This is a genomic window from Parabacteroides sp. Y3-G-102, assembly GCF_023656845.1.
GTDB classification, from domain to species: domain Bacteria; phylum Bacteroidota; class Bacteroidia; order Bacteroidales; family Tannerellaceae; genus Parabacteroides; species Parabacteroides distasonis.
The window spans coordinates 113350-131268 of record NZ_JAMOKU010000011.1 but is presented as its reverse complement, the minus strand read 5'-3'; the positions used below and the strand labels follow the sequence as shown (position 1 = coordinate 131268).

Sequence of the window (17919 nt, the reverse complement as noted above, 5' to 3'; positions counted from 1 at the left end):
GAAGGGCTCTGTTCGGCCCAGAGGTAATGTGTCTATGTTATCAGTATGAAGTTAAAAGAAGTGACTACTATATCAGTATTACTTTATAACTACTGTCTACTGATTACGTTTATAAACAAAAAAAGTGTCTAGATAAATCAGGAAAAGACATTCCTTACTAGAAACTAAGTTTTTCCTTCAATGAAACTAAAGTTTTCCTATAGAGAAACAAAAGTTTTCACAGGAAGAAACAAAAGTTTTCCTAGTAAGGAATTTTAAGAAACTGTAGTTTGTTGGTTATCAATGCTTAGTGGATAGTGATCGCAGACTTGATTAGATACGATAAAAAGAATAAGAATATGAGAAAGAAAGCTGTTATTTTACTCGCTATACTTATAGCGATCTTTGGGGGAAGCGTCAATGCACAGTCTTTCCTAGGTAAGTTAGTAGATGATAAAGAGGCGCCTGTTGGTTTCGCCAATGTGGTGTTATTGAATCCGGAAGATTCCGCGTTCGTAAAAGGGACGGTTAGCGAGGAGTCGGGTGAGTTCGTGTTGGAAGGCTTGAAAGAGCAGTGTTATATCTTGCGGGTATCTTATATCGGATATAAGGATATTTGTCTGGAGTGCCCGAAGGCGGGGGATGTGGGAACGATCCGTCTGGAACCGGATGCCATCGCCTTGGGCGAGGCGGTCGTGACCGGTAAACTGCCTACTTACCAACTAAAGGGAAGTAGCTTGGTGACGAACATTCAGGAGACTTTGCTGAGTACGGTCGGTACGGCGAATGACGTGCTCTCGCATATCCCCGGCTTGGAAAGCTCGGACGGGAAATATACCGTGTTCGGCAAGGGAGAGCCTTTGATCTACATTAATAACCGTTTGGTTCGTGATAATTCGGAATTGGAACGCCTAAGCTCGAAGGATATCTCCAAGGTGGAACTGATCCAGAACCCGGGTGCGGAATATGACGCTACGGTGAAGGCGGTATTGAAAATTCGTACGGTTCGGCATGCGGGCGAGGGATTGGGTGTCAATGTCCGGAGTAATGTTTCCCAAAGCCATAAGACGAGTAACACGGATCAATTGAACTTGAACTATCGTAAGAACGGATTGGATTTGTTTGGGATGGTTAACTATTCCTTGTGGCAAGCCCAAACGAGGCAACGGACAAGTAGCTATATTCAAGTGGACACGCTGTGGGAACAGAAAGCGGAAACGACAGTGGACCAGTCTTCCCGTTCGGTATATGGTCAGTTGGGTGCGAATTACGAGGTGAATGAGCATCATTCCTTCGGCGCTACGTATGAAGGAAATAAGGGTTTTAACTCGGGAGGTGATTTCGTATCGGATAACACGATGTACGCAAATAAAACGGTATATGATGTATTGCATTACCAAACCCGCATGGAAACGGACGTAAATCAACACAAGGTGAACGCTTATTATGAAGGGAGGTTTAATGATAAACTAACCATTAGTTTTAATGCGGACTGGTTAACCGGATCTTCGGAGAACCGTATGTTTGCTAATGAGAATAGCGAGATGGATGACGATCGCTTGGTAACAACCAGTAACCGGACTCGCAATCGTTTGTATGCCGTTAAATTAGTGATGACTTACCCGATCGCCGTGGGAGAATTGAAATGGGGAGGGGAATACAGTTATGTACATCGTACGGACCGTTTCGACAATCCACAAAGCATCCTGCCCGCTACCGATAGCAAGATACGGGAGCAGAATGCCGCCGCTTTTATCAGTTATGCCTTGACTTGGCAGAAATTAAGCGCTGAGATCGGTTTGCGTTATGAGCATGTTGACTTTGATTATTATGATAAAGGTATTTTCCTTCCGGAACAAAGCCGTCTGTATGATAATGTCTTCCCGAATGTCGCTCTTTCCATGCCGATAGGAAAGACCCAGATGTCGTTAAGTTATACGGCAAAGACAAGTCGCCCTTCGTTTTATCAATTGCGGAGTGACTTGCAGTACGACGATCGTTTCACTTACGAGGGCGGTAATCCGCTATTGAAACCCTCTTTCAATCACGACTTGACTTATCAATTTGGCTATAAATTTATCCAAGCCTCATTGAATTACCAATATATAAAAGATGTTTCGTCGTTTATGATGAAGGCGTACGAGCCGGATCCGGTCATTACGGTCTTCTCCCAAGAAAACTATCCGAAGGCGCAATATTTGAACGCTTCCGTCTCTTTTTCCCCTAAGTTTAATTTCTGGGAACCTTCCCTTTACCTAAGCGTGAGCAAACCTTTCTTTGAGGCTTTTACGATGGGGGAGATGCGATCCTTTAATAAACCTACTTATGGCTTTAGTTTAAACAACTCGTTTCGTTTGCCTAAAGGATGGATATTCTCGTTGGATGGTCGTGTTTCGACAGATGGCGATAGTATGCAAAGTTTAAGTAAGCGAACGGGAGGGGTTTATGTGGGGTTACGTAAGTCGTTCTTGAAAGACGAGGCGTTGACATTGAACTTGCAAGGCTTCGATATTTTCGCTACGCAACGTTATTCTTTCGTGATGTATGCGGCGGACCGCAGTATGACGAAATGGAGTAATCCGGATAGTCGCCAAGTGCGCCTGACCGTTACGTATCGTTTCAACGCCACCCGTAGTAAGTACAAAGGTTCCGGTGCGGCCAATGAGGTTATCAACAGATTATGATTATCTTTGTTTCATGTTAGAAGCGATTGATTTAACGAAACGATATGAGGATGGGCATCTGGCTCTGGATGCCTTGAACCTCCGGATCGAGCCGGGAGAGATCTTCTTTCTTTTGGGGGCCAACGGGGCGGGGAAGAGTACGACCTTGAACCTCTTCCTCGATTTCATCCGTCCCACTTCCGGGCGGGCCTTGGTGAACGGGGTAGAGGTCCGTTCCAATCCGGCGGAGACACGCCGTCATATCGCCTATGTCTCCGAGAACGTCATGTTGTACGGAGACTTTACCGCCCGGGAGAACTTGGACTTCTTCACACGCCTTACCGGGAAACGCTTGGATCGGAGAGACTATTATCAAGCGATGCGTCGTGTCGGCCTGCCGGAAGAAAGCTTCGAGCGTAAGTTGAAGACCTTCTCCAAGGGAATGCGGCAAAAAGTAGAGATCGCCGCCCTCTTGTTGAAAGACGCCGACAATATGGTGATGGATGAGCCTACCTCCGGCCTTGATCCCCGGAGCACCGCCGAGTTGATGCAACTCTTGCACCACCTCCGCTTGGAAGGAAAATCGATACTGATTTGTACCCACGACCTGTTCCGTGCCCGTTCCTTGGCGGATCGAGTAGGGATCATGAAGGATGGGCGTCTGGTCATGGTCCGCTCCCGGGATGAGTTCCTGCGCGATGATCTGGAACGTATCTATCTGGACTATATGCAGGAGGCGGTCTTATGAGAAATATCTGGATATTCGCATGGAAGGAGTTTCGGCTGAACATCCGGTCGGCACGTTTCGCCATAGGCCTGTTGCTTTGCTTGGTTATCGTACCCTTCACGATGATGGTCGGTATAGGCGATTACCAGATACAAAAAGAGGTATGCGAGGCAGAGGCGAGGCAAGCCGAGGAGGAGATAAGTTCCTGCTTGGTATGGTCGAAGGTGCATCCTAAGCTCGTCCGGGAGCCGGAGCCTTTGAGTTTGCTCAGCCGGGGGATCACGAATAACATAGGGTATACCGTTCTTATCACTCTGTGGGAGATCCCGTTCCTGCCGTTTCAATTTAACTGGGCGCAAAACAGCCCGTTCATGAAAGTGTTTCCCCCGTTGGATTTCTCTGCGGTATTGAGTATTATGATCTCGCTCCTCGCTTTGGTCTTTTCTTATGACACGGTGACGAGGGAAAGGGAGGAGGGGACGTTGCGTTTCATTTTCTCCTCGTCGGTGAGCCGGTATAGCTTCTTGGTGGGGAAGTGGCTGGGGGTGGTATTAACTGTTTTGCCGATCCTGCTAGCTTGCTTCTTGATGGGGCTGGGCTTCGTGGTGCTGGAAGGTGGAGTACGATTCTCGGGTAGCGAGTGGGTGGGGATCGGATGGATGTTGTTGGCTTCGTTTGTCTATTTGGCTTTCTTTGGCTCGTTCGGTATATGGGTATCGTCGTTGACGGCCCGTTCGGTCACCTCGATCGTACTCTGTATGCTCAGTTGGCTGACATTCCTGTTCGTGATCCCGGCCTTGTCCTCGTATGCTTCCCGTAGCATGGTGGCCTTGCCCTCTTATAAACAGGTGGAGAACAAGAAAGTGGAACTTTTCTGGTCGATGAGAAGTGAGTATGATAAGCGATGGAGGGAGTTACGGGATTCCTTGGGGCTTCAATCCCTGCGGTATTTATTTGATGTAGAGGATGGAGAAGGTACGAAAGATATTCGGGGAGGCTCCCGGTTGGTGCTGGAGCATACCCGCCGGATGGCGGTTGTAGACGCTAATATACGGATAGATCATGCGGAGCGACTCTGGAAGCTGGATGAGGAATACTTGTGTACATTGTCTGCTCAGCGAAAGTGGCAAGATATCTTGAATCTACTCTCTCCATCGGCTACTTATATCCGTTTGATGGCCCGGCTGGGCAATACCGATGCCGATGCGCTCCTGTCTTATATGAGCGATGCACGAAACTATCGCGAACAGTTCATCCGTTACTTGACGGATCGAGACCTATTCTATTCGCCTTCCTACGTGACTCCTTGCCGGGAGGATGAGTTTCTGCCGCAAGAGGAATGGGAGGCTTTCGAACGACAGGCCGAGAAACTTCAGAAGAACGATCCTCCCGCTTTTGAGAGGATCATGAAAGATGCCGAGCAACAGTATGCCGACGCGAACTATTCGCCCGTAGACGTTCGGGATATCCCTCAGTTCAGCCTGCGGGAATTATCCGGTTGGCAGCGGGCGCAGAGAGGTGCGCGGTCTTTAATCCTTTTGTTCATCCTGTTTATTGCGCTTTTAGCGAGTGCTATTTACATTTTTAGAAGATATGATTTACGATAGCTTTCTATTATACCGCCATGAGGTGAGCCGCCTGTCGCGTAGTTTGCGTTTCCGGGTATCGTTCGTGCTTATCGGGCTGCTATTCGCCGGAGGAAGTCGCTTGTTTGTCTCATTCTATACGGAACAGCAGGCTACTTACCGGCAATTGGAGGAAGACGAGGAACGGAGAGACCGGGAGTTGAGCGAAAACTTGACAAACTATGCGAATAGCCTACGGATATTCCGTTACTCTCCCCGCACCGACGGCTTCTTGTATAGCTGTAAAGAGGAGGAAATGGTAAACACCATTCAATATAATGTATGGAACGCGGGAGGCTTGGAGATAGAGCAAGGGATGCTAAACCCTTTACTGGATGCGAAAAGCTCGGTGGACTGGACATTTATCGTCTCGATATTCATTAGCTTTATCGCCCTGTTATTCTCTTATGATTCGATATGTGGAGAGAAACGGGATAAGGTATTAGGTTATTTGTTATCCTATCCCATTTCCCGGAGGAACTATTGGATCAGTAAGATTCTCTCGCATATATCCGTTGTCATGTTATTATTGCTAGGAGGTATATTCGTGGGATTATTAGCCTTAGGTAATATGCTACCGTCCATCTATACGCCCTCTTTAATTTATAAGATACTCGGATTTATCGGAATCAGCTTTTTGCTGATCTCATTATGTACCTGTTTTGGATTGTTCGCCTCCGTCATGACGAGGCATTCGAGTGTAAGTCTACTCATGTGCGTATCCTTTTGGCTGTTTGGAACCATAATTATCCCGAATAGCGCCACATTCTGGGGCGATGTCCTCTATCCGAGCCCTTTATTACGAGACATCGCTCAAAAAGTAGAGGAAGAGGAAAGCCGGTTGACAAAAGAGGCCCCTCCCGGAAGCATGGCACAAGAGAGAGACGACCCGTTTTATCCCTATCATGAGCGTCGTGCTACTTTATTTATGAAAAAGAAGGAAGTAAGGGAGAAATCCTATCGGGATTACTACGAATGCCTGATCCGCCAGTTCGAGGGAGTCCGTCGATTGACCCTCCTGTCCCCAACCGTCCAATACGAACGGGCGATGGAAGCTCTATTAGGAGGAGGCCATCTACGATTCCAGAAAAATTGGCGTGATTTACAGGCCTTCCAACTTACGTTCCTCGCATGGTTCAAGCAAAAAGACGCCGAGGACCCGGAAAGCCCACATTGGTATAATCCTTATGAGGATGTCTCTACCAGCCGAAAGTCGTTTGATATAAAAGAAGCGCCTCGATATCAAGAAAGAAGCGTTCCCTTAAAAGAACGTCTTGCGCTTATTGGCCTGTATGCGCTGACCACGTTTTTCTTTATCGCCTTACTGGTATGGGGAGGGTTTCGCTTATTGGAAAAGTACGATGTGCGATGATAGAAATGATTAGTAGATAAGAATGGGCATTGTAGCCACCTTTGAATGGGCATTATAAGAAGGTTACAATGGGCATTCTAATCACCTTATAATGCCCATTGTAATATTGGGTTACGCCTTAGCGCTTTTTTGTGAGAGCTTTTCTAGGAAATATACGATCCCGAAACCTAAGATCATCAATCCGACGGCCTCCCAAACAAACTGATTCGGAGCGATATTCGCCTCAACCAACGGCTTGGTCATGCCATGGCTATCCACATAGGTCTCGATCGTTTCTTTCCAAGGCCATACCTTGTTAAGCGAACCCAACATGAATCCGGCCAATACGGCGATCGTTATATCATGGAATTTACGAAGGGCGAATGACAACACGCGGGAGAACGTCGTGATACCAATAGCCGCACCCGCTATAAACACCAACATAACGGGAACGTTAAACGTCTTGACCGCCTCCATGATATAGAAGTATTTTCCGAGCAACACTAAGATAAAGCTACCCGAGATACCCGGCAAGATCATGGCGCAAATAGCGATAGCCCCACAGAGGAAGATAAAGAGTAAATTACTCGGAGTCTCGGCGGGAGTCGCCACGGTGATATAAAAAGCGATTACTACCCCGACAACAAAACTCAAGATCGTCTTCCAGTTCCATTGCTTGATATCCTTAGAGACGAACCAAGTGGAGGCCAGCACCAAACCAAAGAAAAAAGACCATACCAAGATCGGATGATACACCAAGAGATACGTAATGATCTTCGCTAGGGAGAATATACTAATACCAATACCACCCACGATAGAAAGCAAGAAATTAGCGTTGATCCCTTTCCAGAAGGCCGCTATTTTCCCCGTGAATAATTGTTTCAATGTCGTCCCGTTAATACTTTTGATAGAGTCGATCAGTTCCTCGTAGATACCTACGATAAAGGCGATCGTTCCTCCCGACACGCCGGGAACGACATCCGCCGCTCCCATACCCATACCTTTTAATACTAAAAAAACGTAGTCCTTGAGATTTCGTTTGTTAGGCATATTACATTATTAATTGTCTAATTACTGTTATCTTTATTCTTTAAAAACTCTTTTACCAGATCCTCGGGTTGGATATGTTTCTTCTCTTTATCGGAATCGATGGTAAAGTCCGCAAATACTTCTGGTCCCACTTTACGAAGCAAATAAAGAAGATCATCTCCGGATATTTGGCCGATATGCTCCATGAAATTTTCCATATCACGGTTATCCAGATAAGCCATAGCCAAATGGATATGAATCATTGGAGTCTTCGGGTTGATTTGAAGGACTTTCTTGTAATAAGAGATCGCCTTATCTATATCTCCCTTAGAAAGCAAATATTGTCCGGCATGAAGCAGGCTGTTGCATTCTTCTTGAGTTTCCGGATTGATACTTTTCTTATCGATGATCTTGAATATCTTATTCGTAATAGCGATAGCCTCCTCCTTTTTCCCGCTATCAAGCAAGCAAAGCGCTAAAAGAGAAAGGAGACGGACATTGTTCGGATACAATTGCGCCGCCTTGAATAACATGATGGAAGCCTCGTTGTCGCGCTCAGTCTCGGTACAACAACGGATATAATTGATATAATTGGTCGGCCCATCCTCCATATCCGGATCGTTTATGATCGTGGAAAGCAGTTGGTAAGCCTTCTCATATTGCTCCAGCTTCATATAACATTCCGCCATGAGTGGAGAGATACGGCGCATCACCTCCTCATCACCCTCGATTTCTTGATATTCCTCGATCGCCTTCTCATAGCTCTCGTTCATATACAGGCAGTACGCTTTCAATATTTTCAGTTCCGTATCGGAATCATCACACGTCAAGGCGAAGTCGAAAGCCTCGATCGCTTTCTCGTAATCGCCAACCATGGAATGTAGCCTTCCCAGCGTAAACCAATACTCGTATGAGAAAGGATTCTTATCGATTAGCTCATTACATAACTCGATCGCCCGGGGAACGTCTCCTTCCGTCTCGAGGATGTAGCAAAGCTCATTCTTAAGAATCAAGTTATCCGGAAATAAAGCCAAGCCACGGTCCACGAAATCGCGGGCCTCTTTGTTCATGTCTAAATCATTCAGGATGGGAGAGATGTACTCGAAGACTTCCTCCAAATAGTCACAATCCCTAGTGATCAACTCTTCCGTGATCTCCAGAACCTTGGGATATTGGTTGAGCGAGCAATAGCATTCCATTTTTAACATATCCAGATCTTGGTTATCAGTCTCCGCTATATTCTCGAGCAGAGCGAGAGCGCTCTCATAATCCTCGTTATACGCGAATTGCCTGCCTTTCTTGATTTGCAAGGCGGAATTACCGGGATGAAGCTTTAGCCCGAGGGCTAAGACTTCATCAAAGTAAGTATAATCGTTCGAATCTTCAAAGCTGTCCAACATTTCATCGATTTGATCAGCGTCGAAATAAGGCTCCTTACCCTCTTCCTTCGCTGAAAGATAATGTTGTAACAAGCGTGAGATATCGTCTTTTTTCATTTACTATTCTTTATTTATTAATCTTGCTCCACGTGTCCTTTAGTCCTACGGTACGGTTGAATACCAAGTTGTCGGGGGTGGATTCGCTATCTATGTTGAAATAGCCGATACGCTGGAATTGAAGGTAGGAAAGCTTGGGCAAGGTAGCCACGAACTTCTCTACGTAACAGTTTTTCCGGATCTCCAAGGAGTTCGGGTTGATGATTTCCTTCATCGCCTCTAGCGGGGAGCAATTCTTCTCCTCCCGGATAGCGGCCAATTCGTCTCTAGGGTTCTCCACTTTCCAAAGGCGGTCGTATAAGCGTACTTCCGCTTTTTGGCAATGGGCGCAGCTTACCCAGTGCAAGGTACCTTTTACTTTACGGTTAGCGTCCGGCATACCGCTGCGGGTATTCGGATCGTATTCGCAATATACCTCGGTAATCTCACCGTTCTCGTCTTTCTTACAGCCCGTACATTTTACGATATAGGCGTTCTTCAGACGAACTTCCTGTCCCGGTGTCATCCGGAAATATTTCTTGGGAGCGTCTTCCATGAAATCCTCACGTTCCATCCACAACTCACGGCTGAACTCGATCGTATGGCTGCCGGCTTCCGGATCTTCCGGGTTGTTGATCGCTTCCAGCTCCTCCACCTGTCCTTCCGGATAGTTGGTGATAATCAGTTTCACCGGATTGATCACGGCGGATACACGGATGGCGCGGGCATTCAGATCCTCGCGTACGGCGCTTTCCAGCAAGGCGAACTCGTTCAGGGCGTCGTAAGTCGTATAACCGATCTTGTCGATGAACTTACGGATAGACTCCGGAGAGTAACCCCGGCGGCGGAAACCGCAGATGGTCGGCATACGGGGGTCATCCCAGCCGTTTACCAAGTTCTCTTTTACCAATGTAAGCAGGTTACGCTTGCTCATCAGCGTGTAGCTTAGGTTCAATTTGTTGAACTCAGTCTGTCGGGGGCGGTTGTCGTTCAAGTCCTCGCCTTCCTTCAGCCAGTCGATAAACAAATCATACAGAGGACGGTGTACGACAAACTCCAAGGTACACAAGGAATGCGTCACGCCCTCGAAGAAATCGCTCTGTCCGTGGGCGAAGTCGTACATCGGATACGCTTTCCACGTCGTGCCCGTACGATGGTGCGGATGGTTAACCACCCGATAGATGATCGGATCGCGGAAGTGCATGTTCGGGTTTGCCATGTCGATCTTCGCGCGAAGTACCATGGCACCTTCCGCTATCTCACCCGTGTTCATCTTCTTGAAGAGAGCTAAGCTTTCCTCGATCGGACGGTCGCGATACGGGCTCTCGATGCCCGGTTGTGTAGGCGTGCCCTTTTGCTGGGCTATTTGTTCGGATGTCTGCTCGTCAATATATGCTTTACCTTCCTCGATGAGGCGGATCGCGAAATCCCACAATTGCTGGAAGTAGTCGGACGCATAATAAATATTTCCCCACTGATATCCCAGCCATTGGATATCCTCCTTGATCGCCTCCACGTATTCCTCATCCTCCTTCGTCGGGTTCGTGTCGTCGAAACGGAGGTTGCAGATACCGCCATGGCGTTCAGCGATGCCGAAATCTAGGCAAATGGCCTTCGCGTGGCCGATGTGAAGGTATCCGTTGGGCTCGGGCGGGAAACGGGTTTGTACACGTCCTCCGTTCTTGCCTTCCGCTAAATCTTTCTCTACGGCTGCCTCAATGAAATTCAGGTTCTTCTTGCCTTCTTCTTCGTTTGTATTGATATCGCTCATACTTAAAAATTGATAGTTTTTCTTCGAATGGGGCAAAGGTAGCGATTTCTTTTTAAAATAGGCTGATGAGCAGGGCTATATTTAGGACGGTTACCATCGTTCCCAACAGCAAGAGGATGATGGTCGTAGAGCGGCTGTTCGCGTAGACACCCATGACCTTCTTGCTGGAAGTGAGGTACACTTGCGTGAAGACCGTGATCGGCAATTGCACGCTCAACAACATCTGCGACAGGATCAATCCCTTGAACGGATCGCCGATCAGGAATATGATGGCCAAGGCGGGGACGAACGATAGCAGGACTCCCAGCTTTGAGTGGAGGTCGGTATGATTGTACGCCTCGCCATAGAATCCGGCGAAGATGGAAGCCCCGGCGATACCGGATGTGATGGTCGAGGAGATACCTGCCAGTAATAGGGCGGCGGCGAAAATCACCCCGGCGTTATTTCCTACGAGGGGTACCAATAACTGTTGCGCTTGGTCCAGCTCGTCTACGGCGATGTTTTGCTTGAAGAAGGTAGAGGCGGCCAAGATGATCATCGCCGAGTTGATCGCCCAGCCGATCACCATGGACAGGAGCGTGTCGTAGAACTCGTACTTCAGTTGTTTCTTGATGACCGACTCGTTCTCTAGGTTCCATTCCCGGCTCTGTATCACCTCCGAGTGCAGGAATAGGTTGTGAGGCATCACGACGGCTCCCAGTACGCTCATGATGATCAGCATGGAGTTCTCGGGGAAGGTGGGTTTCACCCAGCCTACCACGGCCTGCCCCCAGTCTACGTCGACCAACGCCAGCTCGTATAGGAACGAGAGCCCGATAATGGACACGAACGTGATGATCCAGCGTTCGGTCTTGCTGTATGTATTACTGAATAGCATGGCGAGGCATACGATGGTGACGATCACCGCTCCCGCCTTGATCGGCATACCGAACAGCATCCGGAGGGCGATGGCTCCACCGAGTATCTCGGCGAGGGAGGTGGATATGCTGGCGAGCATGGCCGATCCTAGGATCGGGCGGCTTAGCACGCGCGGCATGTATTTGTTGGTCGCCTCCGAGAGGCAGAGGCCGGTCACGATACCGAGGTGGGCCACGTTGTGCTGGATAATGATCAGCATGACGGACGAGAAGGTGACGACCCACAGGAGGGCGTAGCCGAACTCGGAGCCTGCCGCGAGATTCGTCGCCCAGTTTCCGGGATCGATAAAGCCTACGGTGACGAGTAATCCGGGGCCGATATATTTTAGCAAATCCAATGCCCCGGAGCGGGGGCGGTGGTTGATCTTCAGTTTGTCTAGTAAGTTCATGTTTGTATGGATACTTTTAAATTAAAAAACAGCGTAAAGATACGAATAGTTTCGTTGTTACCCAACGGTGGCCGGAAATACGTTCGTACGGCCGATGGCGGGTATCCGTACGGCTGTCCTCTTGTAGCTGCCCGGCTGTCCGTCCGTATCCGTACGGCTGCAAAGATGTAGCTGCCCGGATACAAAGATGTAGCTACTCGGATACAGATGGGCAGCTGTACGGATACGCGGTCGTACCCGTACGGTCGCGCCCGTGTATCCGGGCTTGTGTGTCCGCGTATCCGCCCGGCCGCGTGTCCGCGTTTATGCGGATACGGTAAACGAGCTACGGGAATGTCAATACGAAGGTAGTCTGCCGCTGGGCCGGGTTGCTTCTCAACGCGATGCTGCCGCCGGACAGGCGCATGATCTGTCGTGAGATGGACAGCCCGATACCGCTTCCACCTTCTTTCGTGGTGAAGAACGGCACGAATATATGCTCGGCTTCCTCGGGGGGGATGATGGGGCCGTTGTTCGTCACTTCTAGGATAACGGCCTCGTTGTGGTCGCAATACGCCTTGAACAAGATAAGGCCGTTTTCTTGCTCGTGCCCGATCGCTTGCATGGCGTTCTTCAAGAGGTTCAAGACTACTTGCGTGATCAGGTTCTCGTCGGCGTAGACGATCAAGTCCTCCGGTTCCACGTCGATACGAATGGTTATGTTCGGGTAGTTATTGTGGTGGCGGGCCAACCGCGTGAGCCGTTCGGCGAACTTATTGACGTAGAATAAAGAGGGCTGAGGCGTCGGTATATGCGTAAACTTACGGTAAGACTCGACGAACGCGATCAAGCTCTTTCCGGTAGAGCTGATTACCTCCAAGCCGCCCCGTATCTCCTCGTCGACATTCTGGTGGAGGGAAAGCAAGGTGTCGCTCAAGGAGGTGATAGGGGTGACGGAGTTCATGATCTCATGGGTCAAGACCCGTGTCAGCCGTATCCATGACTCGATCTCCTTATCGTCCAGCTCGCTGTTGATATCATTGATCGCGATGATGCGGACGTGTTTCTCTTGGAGCGTCATCTCGGAGACACGGACCGAGAGATGTACCGTGCCCCGCTCGTTGATAAAGGAGATCTGATGTTTCTCGCCGGGACGAACGTCGCTGATGAGGCGCTCTAGATTCTCGTCGATACGTCCGAGCTGGCGGGCATGGGTAAAGACCGTCAATCCCAGCAGTCGCAAGGCCTCGTTGTTGGTCTGGAAAATATTGCCCTTATCATCTTCTACGATGATACCCGTATTCACTTGGTTCATGATCAACTCGTAATATTTCTCTTTCTGGATCACCTCGGCTTTCGCTTGAAAAAGTATCTGGGTGATGCGGTTTAAGGAGTCGCTAACCAGCTTGTCGTTGGAGGAGCGCCCACGGGTAGCGTATTTGAAAGCGTAATCGCTATTGTCGATCGCGTCGAACATGAAGGCTACCTTTTGCGCGTTCCGCTTGAACAAAAAGCTGATGCCCCGCAAGGCAGCCAGCCATCCGATGCCTAAGAACAGGAACCATCCCCATTCTTTCTCCAAGGCCTGGTAGGTGAGTGCCGCCGTCAGCCCGATAGCGAGGGCGAGGCGGAAGGTGAGGCTGTAATAAATGCCTTTAAAGTTCATACCGCTTGATCTTATTGTAAAGCGTTTGCCGTGAGATACCCAACTGGTTCGCCACGAGCGAGAGATTACCGCCGAATTTATCCATGGCGGCCTTGATCATAGTATACTCCATTTCCTCGAGCGTAGTGATGTCATTCTTGACGGGCGCCTCCCGCTTACGAGGGAAATCGAAATTGCTACCATCTAAAGTATCACCATCGGCGATGATAATCGCTTTCTCCACGGTATGTTCCAGTTCGCGGATATTACCCAGCCAAGGTTGGGCTTTCAGCTTTTCCTTGGCGTCGTCGGTGAGGGCCATGGGCTTTTTACCGTAAATATTGGTATATTTCGTGATGAATATCTCGGTAAGCGGTACGATATCCTCCGGCCGCTCCCTCAAGGGCGGGATCTCTACGTGTATCGTATTGATACGATACAGCAAGTCCTCGCGGAATTGCTCTTTCTGTACCATCTCCTGCAAGTCCCGGTTCGTGGCGCAGATCAAGCGGATATTGATGGGGATCGGGGTATTGCTACCTACCCGTACGATGCTCCGGCGTTGCAAGGCGGTCAATAATTTGGCTTGCAAATGATAAGATAGGTTCCCGATCTCGTCGAGGAACAAGCTTCCGTTGTTCGCTACCTCGAACTTACCGGGGCGATCCGTCCGGGCGTCGGTGAAGGCCCCTTTTACGTGGCCGAATAACTCGCTCTCGAACAGCGTCTCCGTGATCGCGCCCATATCCACCGGTACCATGGCTTCATCCTTGCGGGGGGATAGCAGGTGTATTTCCCGGGCCAGCATTTCCTTACCGGTTCCGTTCTCTCCCGTGATTAATAGATTGGCGTCTGTCTTGGCTACTTTCTCTATCAGCATCCGTAGTTGCTGCATGGCATTGCTGTCTCCCCAGAACATACCGCTTTCCTTGGATACCAACTGCTTGTTGCCGACACCGCCTTTATGATTGGCCGAGCGGATTTGGTAAGCGGCTTGCAAGGTTTCCAATAATTTGGCGTTGTCCCAAGGCTTTACCACGAAATCGGTGGCTCCTTCCTTGATTCCTCTTACCGCCAGATCGATGTCGGCGTAGGCGGTAAAGAGAACGACTTGTATCGAGGGATAAGCCTTCTTGATCTCGGAGAGCCAGAACAGCCCCTCGTTGCCGCTGTTTATACCGGCGCTGAAATTCATGTCGAGCAATACGACATCCACGTTCTCGTCGTGCAGCGTGTTTTTTATCTTGTTCGGGGTAGAGATGGTGATAACCTTCTCGAAGCAAGTTCCTAACAGCATTTGTACGGCGGTCAGGATACCTTTATTATCATCCACAACTAGTATAGTGCCTTGTTTTGCCATGTCATGTCCATTTATACGGGCAAAGATACTCGATCTGGTCGATACTTCCTAAACCAGATACACCCTATTTCTGTTTCATATACCGTATGGATAAAGAAATAACGAATATAAATGGTCAGACGGGAGGGAATATCCCGGATGGCTTGCCAATCCCTAGCCGTTATTGGGCGATCCTAGCGATTGGGCTTGGTGTTACCGTGTCGGTGTTGGATGGGGCGATCGCAAACGTGGCTTTACCTACGATTGCCGGCGATCTCCATACGAGTCCGTCTGCTTCTATATGGGTGGTGAACGCTTATCAGTTGGCGATCACGATTTCTTTACTGTCGTTATCGTCGATGGGAGAGATCTGGGGGTATCGGAAGGTGTATACGATCGGGTTGCTGTTATTTAGCTGTACCTCTTTGGCCTGCGCTTTATCCGATTCCTTGTTTACGCTGATTATCGCCCGTACGCTACAAGGTTTTGGCGCCGCTGCCATAGCGAGCGTGAATACGGCCTTGATCCGTATTATTTATCCCAAACGTTTTCTGGGGCGAGGTATGGGGATTAATGCCTTGGTGGTATCCGTATCGGCCGCCGCTGGTCCTACGATAGCCGCCGGTATATTGTCCGTGGGGAACTGGCCTTGGTTGTTCGCTATAAATATCCCGATAGGTATTACCGCTTTGATATTGAGCTTTAAGTTCTTGCCGCAAAATCCGGTGAAGGCTGTCGGACGTAAGTTTGATGTTACGGCGGCACTCATGAACGCGCTGACATTCGGTTTGGTGATAGCGATTATCGAGGCGTTCACGCATGATGTACATATCTCATTGATAATAGCGGCGATTGTTATCGTATTGTTCTGTGGGTATTTCTATATCCGGAGAGAGGAACGGCAGGCCTATCCATTATTGCCGATAGACTTGCTGCGTATTCCTCTTTTTACCCTTTCTATCATTACGTCTGTGTTTTCTTTCATCGCTCAGATGCTGGCTATGGTCTCTTTCCCGTTTTTCTTGCAGCGGGTACTGGGACGCGATGAGGTGGCGACCGGCTTATTATTGACTCCTTGGCCTTTGGCGACAATGGTGTGCGCCCCTTTGGCCGGGATCTTGTCGGAGAAAATGAATGCCGGGGTCTTGAGTGGTATCGGGTTGATTATCTTCTCGGGAGGGTTGTTCTCGTTGGCGGAATTACCGGCGCATCCTTCCGATCTGGATATTATCTGGCGCATGGCGCTTTGCGGTTGTGGCTTCGGGTTGTTCCAGACTCCTAACAATAGCCTCATGATCGGGGCCGCTCCGGAAAGTAGGAGTGGAGGGGCTAGTGGTATGTTGGGTACGGCCCGTTTGCTGGGACAAACTTGCGGGGCTTCGCTGGTAGCCTTGATGTTTAAGTTATTTCCCGGCCATAGCATGCCCGCGGCGTTATGGCTGGGAAGTGTGTTGGCCTTGATCGGGGCGGTTATTAGTTTCTCCCGGATCAATCGTAAGGCTTGATCGGATTAGGCGAGATGCGATTTTACCTGCATTTTCGCCCGGTATCCCAGCAGGCATACAGAGCATAAGAAGCCTAATGGGTAAGCCATCCAAATCCCGGCGATACCCCAATGGAACGTGAATCCCAATAGATATCCGGCAGGTATGGCTATGATGAAATAAGCGAGAAACGAGATCCACATAATCGCTTTCACGTCGGCTAGCCCTCGTAAGGAGTTCGCTAAAATGATTTGTGCGCTGTCTCCTATTTGATAGAGCATCAATATGGGGAGTAGTGTCTTCACGATTGCGTTGACATGAAGATTATCCGTAAATATTAATCCAAGCCAGGATTGGGTCATGAATAAGGTGGTGCAGACAATACAAACGACAATAAGCCCTAGATGAAGCCCGGCAATGGTGATCTTACGCACCATATACCAGTCGTTCGCCCCTTTATAATAACTGGTACGAATCGCTACGGCGGCTCCAAGACCTAAATAGATGGTAAAACTGATCGTTGATATGGTAATGGCTATTTGATGGGCGGCAAGCTCAAGGCTACCCAGCCAACCCACCATGATGGCGGTGACGCAGAATGTTCCCGCTTCCAAGCCTTGTTGTAGACTGATCGGCCAGCCTATGGAATTCAGCCTTCTCCAACTCTGCTTATTGATACGAATATGGGTGAAACCTTTCCGGTAAGGCTTATAGTCGGTTCGCAGCATGAATACGGCGATGAAAAGCAATAGCATGATGATACGCGAGATAAAGGTGCTTATACCTGCCCCGAGCAGTCCGAGTTCCGGCATTCCGCATTTTCCGTAAATGAGGATATAGTTGCCGATGATATTCAGCAGATTCCCTGTCAATAGGACCCACATGGATATGGATGGGTTGGCTATGCCTTCCACGAATTGACGGAATGAATTATAAAGCATTACGAATAGGATCGAGACTAATGAGACTGCGAAATAAGGTCTTATCAATGGCAAGAGTTCTTCGGGTTGGCCTAAAGAGTCTAGGTTTAGGTAAATCCCCAGTAAGACGGCTATCAATAATAAGGTGGTAGTCATATTGGCAACCAGACTGTTTTTGAGCCAGCCTCCGATCACGATCTTTTTATTCATCGCTAAATTCTGTCCGATCAGCGGGGTAAGATTATAGGAGAATCCAGTTCCCATTATGATAAACGCATTTATTACATTATTGACGAACGATGCCGCCGCTAGTTCCTCCGTACTGTGCTGTCCCACCATGATGGTGTCTGCCAATCCGGTGATGATAGCCCCCAATTGTCCGATGATGATAGGTACCCCTAGCATTACTAAGGATTTATAATATTGTTTGTAACCCGCTATTCTATTGTACATATGTATTGTTCTGTTATTAATGATGGTGTAAAAATCCTTGATCGTATATACCGGATATACGATAGAGTTGTTCTAAATGAAAATGTAAAGATAAATTAGAAGGAATAGGGTGCGGATACGGTAGAACCTCTCGTAGTCCAATGGACGAACAAGATGCTTTTAGTCGTAAAAAA

The 17919-nt window shown here is 48.7% G+C and carries 13 protein-coding genes; 6 read left to right on the top strand and 7 right to left on the bottom strand.

Annotated features, from left to right (window positions below):
• Nucleotides 1-338: 338 nt before the first annotated feature.
• From NBH16_RS07610 to NBH16_RS07595, 4 genes are read left to right on the top strand one after another with little or no spacing between them, the layout of a single operon-like run.
• Nucleotides 339-2663: an outer membrane beta-barrel family protein gene (locus tag NBH16_RS07610; protein WP_250788322.1), complete on the top strand. Its 2325-nt coding sequence runs from the start codon at nt 339-341 to the stop codon at nt 2661-2663.
• A gap of 13 nt (nt 2664-2676) precedes the next feature.
• Nucleotides 2677-3390 (top strand): ABC transporter ATP-binding protein, encoded by a 714-nt coding sequence (locus tag NBH16_RS07605; RefSeq protein ID WP_008771893.1) that lies wholly within the window; start codon nt 2677-2679, stop codon nt 3388-3390.
• Nucleotides 3387-4976: an ABC transporter permease subunit gene (locus NBH16_RS07600; RefSeq protein WP_057318803.1), complete on the top strand. Its 1590-nt coding sequence runs from the start codon at nt 3387-3389 to the stop codon at nt 4974-4976. The genes NBH16_RS07605 and NBH16_RS07600 overlap by 4 nt, the downstream gene beginning before the upstream one ends.
• The gene (locus tag NBH16_RS07595) at nt 4963-6366 is read left to right on the top strand and encodes an ABC transporter permease subunit (protein ID WP_057318802.1); all 1404 of its coding nucleotides are present in this window, start codon (nt 4963-4965) and stop codon (nt 6364-6366) included. Before NBH16_RS07600 ends, NBH16_RS07595 begins: the two co-directional genes overlap by 14 nt.
• A gap of 111 nt (nt 6367-6477) precedes the next feature.
• Here the strand turns inward: NBH16_RS07595 and NBH16_RS07590 are convergent, their stop codons facing one another.
• Genes NBH16_RS07590 through NBH16_RS07575 form a run of 4 tightly spaced genes read right to left on the bottom strand, consistent with a single transcriptional unit; the run spans nt 6478 to nt 11926 of the window.
• On the bottom strand, nt 6478-7395 hold the full coding sequence (locus NBH16_RS07590) for a DUF368 domain-containing protein (RefSeq protein WP_250788321.1): 918 nt from the start codon (nt 7393-7395) through the stop codon (nt 6478-6480).
• A 17-nt stretch (nt 7396-7412) separates the two neighbouring features.
• Nucleotides 7413-8870 carry a tetratricopeptide repeat protein gene (locus NBH16_RS07585; protein ID WP_122297327.1) on the bottom strand — a complete coding sequence of 486 codons (1458 nt, stop codon included), beginning with the start codon at nt 8868-8870 and terminating at the stop codon, nt 7413-7415.
• Between the two features lie 10 nt (nt 8871-8880).
• Nucleotides 8881-10620 carry a glutamine--tRNA ligase/YqeY domain fusion protein gene (locus NBH16_RS07580; RefSeq protein WP_146375376.1) on the bottom strand — a complete coding sequence of 580 codons (1740 nt, stop codon included), beginning with the start codon at nt 10618-10620 and terminating at the stop codon, nt 8881-8883.
• A gap of 52 nt (nt 10621-10672) precedes the next feature.
• Entirely contained in the window at nt 10673-11926 is a 1254-nt protein-coding gene (locus tag NBH16_RS07575) for an Nramp family divalent metal transporter (protein ID WP_146375375.1), read from the bottom strand.
• Between the two features lie 6 nt (nt 11927-11932).
• Between NBH16_RS07575 and NBH16_RS07570 the strand changes: the two genes are divergently transcribed.
• Nucleotides 11933-12097, top strand: coding sequence for a hypothetical protein (locus tag NBH16_RS07570; RefSeq protein WP_005868239.1), 165 nt, complete (start codon nt 11933-11935; stop codon nt 12095-12097).
• 154 nt (nt 12098-12251) lie between these two features.
• Here the strand turns inward: NBH16_RS07570 and NBH16_RS07565 are convergent, their stop codons facing one another.
• Entirely contained in the window at nt 12252-13571 is a 1320-nt protein-coding gene (locus NBH16_RS07565; protein WP_250788319.1) for a sensor histidine kinase, read from the bottom strand.
• Nucleotides 13561-14910, bottom strand: a complete 1350-nt coding sequence (locus tag NBH16_RS07560) for a sigma-54-dependent transcriptional regulator (protein WP_008771901.1) — start codon at nt 14908-14910, stop codon at nt 13561-13563. The genes NBH16_RS07565 and NBH16_RS07560 overlap by 11 nt, the downstream gene beginning before the upstream one ends.
• Nucleotides 14911-14996: 86 nt before the next feature.
• Here NBH16_RS07560 and NBH16_RS07555 point away from each other — a divergent pair, with 86 nt between their 5' ends.
• Nucleotides 14997-16394 carry an MFS transporter gene (locus NBH16_RS07555; protein ID WP_005856339.1) on the top strand — a complete coding sequence of 466 codons (1398 nt, stop codon included), beginning with the start codon at nt 14997-14999 and terminating at the stop codon, nt 16392-16394.
• A 5-nt stretch (nt 16395-16399) separates the two neighbouring features.
• Here NBH16_RS07555 and NBH16_RS07550 read toward each other — a convergent pair whose 3' ends face one another.
• Nucleotides 16400-17746 carry an MATE family efflux transporter gene (locus tag NBH16_RS07550; protein WP_005856341.1) on the bottom strand — a complete coding sequence of 449 codons (1347 nt, stop codon included), beginning with the start codon at nt 17744-17746 and terminating at the stop codon, nt 16400-16402.
• Nucleotides 17747-17919: the final 173 nt, after the last annotated feature.